This is a genomic window from Flagellimonas oceanensis, from assembly GCF_003992595.1.
GTDB lineage: Bacteria > Bacteroidota > Bacteroidia > Flavobacteriales > Flavobacteriaceae > Flagellimonas > Flagellimonas oceanensis.
Genome location: NZ_RZNA01000014.1, coordinates 1 through 11,166 on the forward strand (window position 1 = coordinate 1; position 11,166 = coordinate 11,166).

The following is an 11,166-nucleotide window of genomic DNA, read 5'->3' on the forward strand; positions in this document are numbered from 1 at the left end:
TGGCTATTTCGGAGTGATGGTGCCACCTGTTTCGGTCAAACAGTGCCACTTTGAAAGATCCTTCAATAATACAAAAAAATGTGTCAATCGTTTTTTAAAATTCCTTTTCTTAAGCTTTCCCCTTTTAGGTCCAACCTGTGGGAGGAGTTCACTATCCTGTCCAATATGGCGTCGGCAATTGTGCTTTCCCCGATAATATCGTACCAAGCCGATACGGGTATCTGGGAAGCTATAATGGTGGAAGCCTTGTTGTAACGGTCGTCTATGATATCCATCATGGCCTCCCGGGCATGGTTGTCAAAGCTCTGCAGGCCAAAGTCGTCCAGGATCAACAGGTCGGTTTTCAGGAGCTTGTCCAGTTCCTTTAGATAGGTGCCGTCCACTTTGCAGAGTTTCAGTTTTTTAAGTAATCTTGCCGTATTGGCATATATGGCCCTGTGTTCCATCATACATGCCTGGTGGCCCAGTGCCTGTGCCAGATAGCTCTTGCCCGTTCCCGAGGCCCCTGTGAGGATGATGTTTTCCTTGCGGGCCATAAAATCCAGGGTCCCCAGGCGGGCGAACATGTTCCTGTCCAGGTTGCGCTGTTGGTCATGTTTCACCTCGGCCAGGTTGGCGGACTGTGCGAACCCCGCCTGTTTGAGCAGCCGCTGGATCTTCCTGTTCTGGCGGTCCTCCCATTGGTGGTCCGTGAGCAGGGCCAGGTATTCGTCCGCGGTAATGTCGGGCGAACCGTTGTCCCTTACGTGCTGTTGGTGCAATTGGGCCATGGCGGTAAGGCGCATCTGTTTGAGTTTTTCGATCGTCTGTTCATTGTTCATAATATATCGGATTTAAGTTAATGATCATTGATAAGCGGAGGCGCCACGTATGTTCCCGTGGTCCGGGATGTGGCTCTTGTCCTCTTCCAGGTCCCTGTAGAACAGGGAGCTTTTGTCCAGGTTGTTCTTCAGGATGTTCCTGATGCGCATATAGGTGGCGGCATCCGCCTGAAGGGCCCTTTTACAGGCATTGTCCAGGCGTTGCGAACCGTAGGCCCTATGGAGCTGTATGACCCCCATCGCCCGTTTATATCCTATCTCCGGGTAGTCCCCCTTTGACAGTATCGTCTCCACACAGCCCAGCACATGGTCGCCATGGCGGGCCGCTTTCCTTTTAAAGAACTCCGGGCTCCAGTCGCTATAATATTTATGGGTACTGCCCAGGTGCTCTTTTTTGGTATTATAGCTGCCCTTTTCCGGGTGGCGCCCGTGCAGCGCGATCCGCCGCTGGTGGTAATGGACCTCCACCGTGGAACCCGTATAGTGGATTGTGGTCTCCTTCCCGATATAACGGTAGGGGACGCTGTAATAGCTCTTGTCCGGGGAGAAGTACACATAGCCCATCTTCTGGACCTTTGCCCTGCGATAGTCCTTTAGCTGGTAAGCACTCCCGGGCAGGGGCTTGAGGTATTCCCGTTCCACGGATTGGAACAGTTCCCTGCGACTGGCCTCCTTGCGTTTGAACAATAGACCGTTATAGGCCACCAACAGGCGCTTTATCTCCCGGTTCAGGTCGGCCAGGGAGAAGAACACCATTTCCCGCATCGGGTAATAGATGCGCTGATAGGCAAGGTGCACGGCGTTCTCCACCAGGGCCTTGTCCTGCGGGGAATACCCCCGGGCGGGGTTTATGGCGCAGTTGTAGTGCCGGGCAAAATCCTTGAAGCTCCGGTTGATGTCCGCCTCATATCTGCTCGCCCTTGTCACCGCGGATTTCAGGTTGTCCGATACAATGGCCTTGGGCACGCCACCGTAATAGTTCAGGGCATTGGTGCAACAAGCGATCAGGTCCTCCCGTTTTTGGCTCCTGCAGGCCTCCACGTAGGTATACTGGCTATTGGGAAGGATGGCCACGAACACTTCCACCGGGACCACTTCCCCTGTGTCCCTCTCGACCATATGCAGTTTCTTGCCCGCGAAGTCGATGAACAGTTCCTTGCCGGGGTCGTGCTCGAGCTTCATCGAGCCTTTTATCTTTGCATATTTACGGTGGTAATGTTCCAGGAACTGGGTATAGCCATAGGGATCCTTGGCCGTTCCGACATAATCCTGGTAATGGTGGAGGAAGGTGAAGCCGGGGTGGTTCCTGGCCCTGTTGATCCCCTCGAAACAGCGCATGAGCTCGTCGTAGCGAACATTGTCTATGGTCGTATGGGATGGGAAGAGTGCCTCCAGGGCCCCATTGTCAAGGGCGAGCAATTCCTTAAGGGAGCGGTCGCAGGCCCCGAACAGGCGCATATAGCTGTTCACCGTGTTACGGGATATCCCTAGGGTGGCACCTATCTTGCGGTTGCTCAGCCCATCGAGGTGAAGGGAAATAATCTGTTTTAGGTCCATCGGATCAAGTGTATTGGCCATATCGCTTGTTTTTGAGCGACAAGGTAATTGTTACTTGATCTTTCAAAGTGGCACGGATCGAACCGATATCACTGGCACAAAACGAACCGAAACGGATCGGGCCGCCCGCCAAAAGTGGCACAGATCAAACCGAAATGCCTGGCACTATAACTCCGAAATGGGTGGCACAAAACGAACCGAAGTATCCACCCTTTTTCTCTTGGAGGCGTAGAGTCGTTAATGTACAGTGATTTAAGCCCAAAAACCATGGAGGAAAATAAAGTGGGCAAAAAAGGCCTGGGTTTTCGTTCCATACTCAATTGGTCCAAAGAAATTTACATTGCCAGTTACGATTTACATTTAAAATTTTCCCAACAGCATGCCGAAAATTTTTTAGAAGGAATCTTAGAAGAGCAACCTGAAATAAAATCAATTTTAAGGCGCAAGACCAAAAAGAAGATTCCCATTTCTGTTTTGCGCTGTCCTTATTTTGAAAATGATTTTTCCAAAAAAAAGGAAAAGGGTTATGATACGGTTATTGAACTTACTTTAAAAGAAGATCTTTATGATGATATTTTAGAGCAGATAGCTGTAGATATTGTCCCAGAAATTCTCATCTTTTTAAATAAGTTGGAGGAGATAGAGGTTCAAACTCCAGTGGAACACTTTGCAATTTCCAAAGTAAACTTGCCGAACGGTCAGATAAGATTATCAAAAACAGACTTTTTGGATGAAGATGAAAATGCTGAATGGATATGGAATATTTTGGAGGATAAAGGCGAAATAAATGGTCTTGAGGAAACAAAGAATTACGAATTAAAAATAGCTTACAATCCAGATGAAAAGGTGAGCTTTCATAAGTTGTTTTCCCATTTTAGGACCGAGGTAGATTTCCCATACCCTGTCATTGCCCATGGGTCGTTTGAGTTAAAGTCCGACAGAAATCACTTAACTAGGGACAAAAACAACTTCAATATCCAGCTAATAGAAAAGTTGGCGAAATTACTCATTAACTGTTCTTTAAAGCTAACCGAAGGAAATGTAAGCACCTATGATGCACTTAAATTATTAATCCCTGATGACTACCAATATTCTTCACTTAATGAAGAACCTTGGAATTTTAAGGATTTAATAAAGGAATATATAAATGAAACTGCAATATTTCCAACTCTACAAGACGATTATATTAGCTATCAAGATAGATTTAAATTTTATGACATTGAGATAGAACAATTTATTCCAATTGATTATCGCCAAAATTTCAAAGCACTTTTAAAATCTACTTCAGACGAGATAATCATCGACTATATAAACGAGGAGTTTTATGATATAAGGTATTCGGACCAAAAGTTTACTAAAAAGCTGAATAAAATAATTGATGATGGAGGTTTTACACTAGATCAAAGAGCCCATTGGATTGATATATTAAGCGCAAATACTACCAGCTTTTATCAAAATGAAAAACCTCAGCTTCCCAATTTATTGATAGGAAAAGACAATCAAATAATTAAAACAGGTAAGGATGAGATTATATTACCCCCTTCTGGTACTGTTTATGATTTGCCCAGTGAATTGGAACTACAATTTATTGATAAGGATTTTACAGAGCTATTAAAGAAACAGATTAATGGGGATATTCGTGACTTATCAACGAGATTGAGAGTTTTTGGGGTTGATGAATACTCGATGGCTGTAGTTGCCAGAAAACTCATCACAGGTTCGCATAAACGTATTGGCAAAGCGAAAAGCGAAAATAAAAAGGTGATAAGTGGAATGCACAAAGCATTGTTTCATATTTTCAGCAATATGAAAGAAGATTTTGATAAAACCAATTTCTTTCAAAATTTACCATCCCCCCAATTATTTACAAGGAAAGGGGAATTACGTTCAGCAAACACATTATATTTTGGAAAAGAATATGATTCAGGATATTTATGTGAAAACCTTTTAAGTTCTTTTAATAAAGATGTGTTCGTTGGTTCTTCAAAAATAAATGGAATAGATGACATATATGAAGAGCAACAATCTTTAAAAATAGAAAGATATCTGAAATGGATAGGAGTTGCCGACATGCCAAGAAAGTTGATTTTAGAAAGCAAAAATATTCCAAATAAGTCAGCTTATATAAATTACATATTTGATTGTTTACAATACCCGTACTCTTTGCCAGAGGACCATAAAATATTTGAGTCAAGGTCTGAAATAAACTCAACATATGGACATGATATCAATGTTTTGTGGTTTGAGGATTTTAAAGAAATAGTGAGTAATTCAGAAATAGAACATTTAATTACTTGGTTTCTAAAAGACAAAGATATTTATCAGAGTATTGTTTACAATCAAGAACATGATAAAGCAGAGTTCTGGTTTTTATTCAACCAAGTTCGTAATTACCGATATCTTGAAGATAGTGACATAAAATCTTATATCTTATTCTATTTAAAATCACAAAGGTTTATTCCAGTAGAAAACGGTTTAAAAGTAAAACCTACAGAATGTGTTGATAATAGTGGAAACTTATCCCCCTTGGTACATACACCACAAATAAATTACAACGCAGAGGTTTTCAATTATTATAACATTCAAACAGATCAGGTAGAACTTTTATTGAATAGATTGGGTGTAAGGGATAGTTTTAAAGACCTCCCCATAGAAGTTATGTATGGTTTTTTAAATGAGCACCATAGGTGTTTTGATAAAGATTCAAGTTCATCATCTGTATTATATAACTCTATAATTGATGCAACGAGTAATTTACCAAAGAATTTTAATTGGGATATTGAAAAAAGGCATTCATTTTTAGAAAGCGGATTTGTGCTTTGCGATGTAAATGGCAAAAATGAATTTATTAGTGTAAAAGAGGCTACCTATGTTTTGAATCCAAATCATAGTCAAGATTTAATTTCAAAATTAAATGTTGCCAAAATTCGGCAAAGAGTTGGTAATGCAAGGATAAAAGAACTCTTTGGGGTTGAGCCTATGGACTACATTGAGTTTGTGGTAAATAACCCTGGCTTTAATGAAAAGCTAAACGAGCAGTTTACACAAGAATTGGAGGCTCTTAAGCCATTGTTGTTCATATACAGGTTTCAAAAAAACCTGAAATCAAAGCAAAAAGAGCAAGAGTTAAGTAGTTTAAAAAACCTTAAAGTACGTTTATGTGAAGGTTCAAAGGTTTATTTTGAATTAAATGGAAAAAAACATGACTTGGTTCTTAAACAAAACGAATATGTATATGAGAAGAAATCCCATACTTATTATGTGCAAGTTGATAATAAGATTAAGTTTTATGATAATTTAAAACATGATTTTAGATTTACCGAAACTTTATCAGATATAATTTGTGGTGCTATCGCAGTTACTGAAAACCGAAAGGATTTCATGTTACTAATTGGTCAACCAAAATCTAAATGGAGGGAAATTTTACTTCGTGAATTTCCTGATTTTTATAAAATAGAAAGCCAAGTATTAAAAAACTTTAAAGGGGTATTGTCAGTAAAACAGGTGTTTTGGAAGGGTATATTAAAATCATGTAAAATTGACATAGCCGAAATCAACCTAAAAGACGAAAAAGCAATACACAATACTTTTTCAGAAAAAATAAGGTGGGATAACTTTTTTGATATATACAGAGGAATAAATTATAATCAGCTATCGTCATTTGCTAACTTCGAGTTGTTCAAATCGTTATTTTCCGCATTAAATCTAGATTTAAAGGAGTTGAATCGGCATTTAAATCTCAACATAGACTTCTCCGAACTTTATATGGAGAGATTAACCAATATTCACAAGGAAACTTTAAAAAAGTATAAGTTTAAACTATTTTCTCAAGGATATTCAGAAACCTTTACCCAGGACATTGACGAATTTGATTCATTCGATTTATTGAAAATTGACCTTCCAGATTCGTTGTTTGTTGATTTAATGGGGCTTTACATTAAACACATTAAAGAAGATTTTAATATAACTGAAAATGATTTAAGTTCTGAGGAGTACATTGATGTTGAAAACGTATATAAGTCCAATTTAAGTAAATTAAAACAACTTTTAAAAAAGGAGAACATATACCGCAGTGATCTTTTACTCTCTATGCTTTACGAAAATGAAATTAAAAACAAAATATATTTTTCAATACTTAAAGAAGTATTTGAAGAATATAAAGCACGATATTTAAAGGAAGATCATAATAGACGAACTGTAAAGCTATCACCGGATAGTCAAGAAATTGATGTTATTGATGATGAAAAACTAATTAGTGAGATTGAGAAAAGTATTGATGAATTAAATCTGAAAATAGAGTTTTATAACCCTGAAAAAGCCGATAGCCCCAAAAGGGGTTCTAGAAGAAAAAAACCTAAGCAATCGACAAACAATATAGTGACAAGCATACCAAATTCAGACATAGGTTTTATAGGGGAAAAGTATGCTTTTGAGGTTTTGAAAAAAGAATATGACGAAGTTTACTGGAAGTCTGAAAATGCAATTAGAGCTGGGCAACCCGAAGGAACAGATGGCTTTGGTTATGACTTTGAATGTGTAATTAATGGAGAAACAAGGTTAGTTGAAGTTAAAAGTTCCATTACAGGAATGAATACATTTTATATTAGTAAAAATGAGATGAAAGTAGGTCATTTACAAAAAGATAATTATGATATACTCTTCATAAATAATTTGCTCTCCAAGAATATAAAGTTTAACTATTTAAAAAATATTTTTTCCTATAAACAGGGAGATACTTTTTTTGAAAATTGCGGTTTTTTGGTTGAAATGAATGAATTTAAAATAAGTTTCAAGTAAATGGCATTTATCAACGAATCACATATAGAGGAAGCGGACATTCAGTTCTTTTTGGATGAATTGGACTATGCAGAACACATCAATGCTTGGGAAAAGAGATTGGTGGGACGCGAATCCCTTAAAGATGTGGTTCTTTATGATCGGTTACGAAATAGCCTTGTCGATTTAAACCCGAAGTTACCCAAAACTTCAATAGAGGAGGCCATCGATATACTCACTAAAAGTAGGGCGAGTATGGACTCTGTACTGGCTAATAAAGAAGTATATCTGCTTATAAAAAACGGAGTGCCGGTAACTTATATCAATAATGAAGGAAGAGAGGAAAACTGTTATGTAAAGGTCATAGATTTTGACCAACCAAAAGAAAATGAGTTTGTAGTTGTTTCTCAACTAAGCATTGAGTATTTACAAACTTCGGCCATTACCCGTAGACCAGATGTACTCTTGTACGTCAACGGTTTGCCTTTGGTAATGATAGAACTCAAAAATGCAACACAAAAGGTTAAGTCCGGATTTGACACCAATTTAAGACGTTACAAAAGGGATATCCCCCAGTTGTTCTGGTACAATTGTTTTGTCTGTATTTCCAATGGCATTCAAACCCGTGTAGGTGCATATAATGCACCATGGGAACATTATTTTTCATGGGTTAAATTAAAAGACACGGCGGTCACGCATAATCAAAAGAACCGTTTGGAGGTAGAGGCTGAAAGCGAGACCGTAAAAAATCGTTTAAGCCTGGAATTGTTTTGTAAAGGTCTTTGCCAAAAGAACTCTTTGCTGGACTATTATGAGAATTTTACGCTATACTACAACGACAAGGTAAAGATTATCGCCAAGAACCATCAGTTCTTGGGGGTTAACAATGCCATAAAATCGCTTCAAGAGAAGGAAGGCAAACAAGGGAAGCTGGGAGTGTTTTGGCATACCCAAGGTTCGGGAAAATCCTATTCCATGATTTTCTTTTCCCGAAAGGTCGAGCGGAAAATAACGGGCAATTGGTCTTTTTTGGTCATAACCGACAGGAAAGATTTGGATGACCAGATCTATCGTAATTTTAAGGATACAGGAACGATAACCGAGACCAAAGACCAGAAAGAGAATTATTACCGACCAACCTCAAGAAATAAATTACAAGAATATCTTCAATCGAATCGAAGTTTTTTGTTTACCCTAATTCACAAGTTCGGTATTGAAAAAGGGAAAACTTACCCAAAACTAACTGATAGAGACAACTGGATTGTGATGGTTGATGAGGCACATAGGACCCAGTATAAAGGTTTTGGCGAAAATATGCGTATTGCAATACCAAACGCCCAATATATTGCCTTTACGGGAACCCCTTTGCTTAGAAGTGAATTGACCAAAGACTGGTTTGGCCCTTACGTTTCTGAATACAATTTTGCCCAAAGTATCGAAGATGGCGCAACGGTTCCACTCTATTATAAAAAAAGTGTGCCCAGAGTTGAACAAGTAAATGAAAATTTAGTGGGCGATGCCGCTGAAATCTTAGAAAATGAAAGTTTAACTGAAGAGCAAAAACAGAAGCTTGATAAAGAATATTCCACTTTAATGGAAGTGGTAAGAAGAGAGGATCGACTTAAAGAAATTGCTAGGCATATTGTCCAACATTACCCCTATAGATTGGACATGGAAGACGGAGAGGGCAATCGAAAACCCATGAAAGCAATGGTTGTAAGTATTGACAAGTTTACAACTGTGCGTATGTATGAAATGGTACAGCAAGCCCAAAAAGAAGAAATTAAAGAGTTACGCAGAAAAATTGCCCGCACAACAGATTTAGAACTGAAGAAAAGATATAAGCGAGCCTTGAATTTTATGGAAGAAACCCGAATGGCAGCGGTTGTTAGTGCAGAGGGCAGTGAAAAGGAGGAAAAGGAAAAATTTGAAGAGGAAGGACTGAACATCACACCTCATAGAAAATTAATGGAGTACCCAGATGATGATGGGCGAAACATTGAAGATTATTTTAAAGATCCGAATAACACCTATAGAATTGTTTTTGTTACGGCTATGTGGTTAACCGGGTTCGACGCTCCGGCAGTTTCTACTTTGTATTTGGACAAGCCTTTGCAGAACCATACTTTGATGCAAGCCATAGCAAGGGCCAACAGAGTTTTTGAAGGAAAGAAAAATGGGTTGGTTGTTGATTATTTTGGAGTTTTTAGAAACCTGAAAAAAGCACTTGCAGATTACGCGGAAGGAACTAAAGGAATAGGTGCTGATAAAGAGTCAGAAGAGTTTCCGGTTAAAGAATTTGAAGAGCTATTAAAGCTTTTAGAAGACGGTATTGCCGATGCCAAAACTTTCTGTAAATCATTGGACGCAGATATTGATGTGATTTTAAATCTTGGAGAAAAAGGGTTTAAAGAAATAGAGTTGTTTCAGGAATATGCTAACATTATTCTGGTAAAGGACGATTATAAAAAACAACTGGGACTTTATGTAAATACCATAGATGCGTTATATGATTCAGCCAAGCCAGAAATATATGGTCATCCAAAAATCAAAAAGGCCAGAGATGTATTTCAATATTTGAGGAAAGTGGTTGACCGGCATGTTGATCAAGATGAAGCAATTGAAAGAGCAAAGAAAAAACTGGACTCCCTTTTGGATAGTAGTGTTCTAGGCATTGGCGATTTACAGGAACCTTCAAACGCTGCAAATTATATAATTAATTCGTCCAAACAAATAGATTTAAGTAAACTAAATTTTGAAAAACTGCGTCAAGCCTTTCCAAAAAGTAAACACAAGAACATAAAGTTTGCGGATCTAAGGGAGCTGATGGAGATTAAGCTGAAACAAATGTTAGCTCAGAATAAAACTCGAGGCTCTTTTTTGCAGCGTTTTGAAAAAATTATCGAGGATTATAATTCGGGCCATTTGGATATCGAGGATGTTTATGATGCGATGACAAGTTTCGCAAAAGATTTGTCGAAAGAACAGCAGCGGGCCGCCACCGTAGGGTTAACCGAAGAACAATTGGAGATTTACGATTTGCTTAAAAAAACCAAGTTGACTAAGGAAGAGGAAAATCAAGTGAAATCTGCTGCAATTGGCCTTATGGAAGTCCTCTTTGATGCTAAAAAGAATATTTTGATGCAGGAGTGGCATAAAGAACGCGCTACTCAAGAAATGGTTCGCCATGAAATTAAGAAAATTCTAAACGAAACATTACCTGTTTCTTATGACCGAAAAGTATTTTCAGAAAAAACCGATGTGGTTTTCCAACACTTTTTTGAGTTAGCTCAACGGGGTATCGGATTCGTTGCGTAAAGATTTATTGTCTGGTAATGTATCCGTTTCCCTTATAGTTAATTAATTGGCGGGTGCCATGAAAGAAAATCGTTTTCTTACACCCCACGGGGTGTTTATTGAGCTAAAGTCAGATTAGATTTTTGAACTTTTTTGTAGGCGGTTTTTCTCTTGAGCAAAAAAAAGTGCATCATCAAGATTCAACCAATCTTCATCAGTATAATTTTTTCTGTGGCTATAATTGCGATTACAATAGGCATGCTTGATCTCATCACAATATAATTGGTCAAGGATTGGCAGTTTTGGTGCAAAAAACGGGCATAGTATACCACCTTCGGCGGGTCAAAGTGAGCCACCCGCGGCGGACCAAAGTGAGCATAGTGGGGCGGATGAACGTGAGCCACTAAAAAGATCGATTCTATTTGAGTGTTGCGATGGTTTCTTTTGTAAAAAAGACCATGGCGAACAAACAGATAGATATGCGAAAGGCAAAAAGGATTTACAAATTGTACGGCGAGGGGGCCAGCAAGCGACGGATCAGCAAGGAACTTGGCATCTCCCGCAACACGGTGGCCAAGTACATCGAGTTCTTCAAGTGCTACAGGCTGACGCCCTACGAGGTCTCGGAGATGACCCTGGAGGAGATCCACAGGCTCTTCAAGGCGGACCAAAAGCCCAAGAGCGAACAGCTGAGGACCTTAGAGCGGTACTTCCC

The 11,166-nt window shown here is 39.1% G+C and carries 5 protein-coding genes; 3 read left to right on the forward strand and 2 right to left on the reverse strand.

The window, feature by feature from the left end; translation table 11 throughout:
• Nucleotides 1-83: 83 nt before the first annotated feature.
• Complete coding sequence (gene istB, locus EO132_RS04480) at nt 84-821, reverse strand: IS21-like element helper ATPase IstB (RefSeq protein WP_127136784.1); 738 nt, start codon at nt 819-821, stop codon at nt 84-86.
• A 24-nt stretch (nt 822-845) separates the two neighbouring features.
• A complete protein-coding gene (gene istA / locus EO132_RS04485) occupies nt 846-2,399 on the reverse strand; it encodes an IS21 family transposase (RefSeq protein ID WP_127136785.1) in 1,554 nt (517 codons plus the stop codon).
• 246 nt (nt 2,400-2,645) lie between these two features.
• On the opposite strand from istA, the gene EO132_RS04490 reads away from it, so the two are divergent.
• The 3 genes from EO132_RS04490 to EO132_RS04500 form a co-directional block, all read left to right on the forward strand.
• A complete protein-coding gene (locus EO132_RS04490; protein WP_164732269.1) occupies nt 2,646-7,175 on the forward strand; it encodes a protein NO VEIN domain-containing protein in 4,530 nt (1,509 codons plus the stop codon).
• Complete coding sequence (locus EO132_RS04495) at nt 7,176-10,472, forward strand: type I restriction endonuclease subunit R (protein WP_127136787.1); 3,297 nt, start codon at nt 7,176-7,178, stop codon at nt 10,470-10,472.
• 437 nt (nt 10,473-10,909) lie between these two features.
• The coding region (locus EO132_RS04500; RefSeq protein ID WP_164732267.1) for a helix-turn-helix domain-containing protein at nt 10,910-11,166 on the forward strand (257 nt) is incomplete at its 3' end.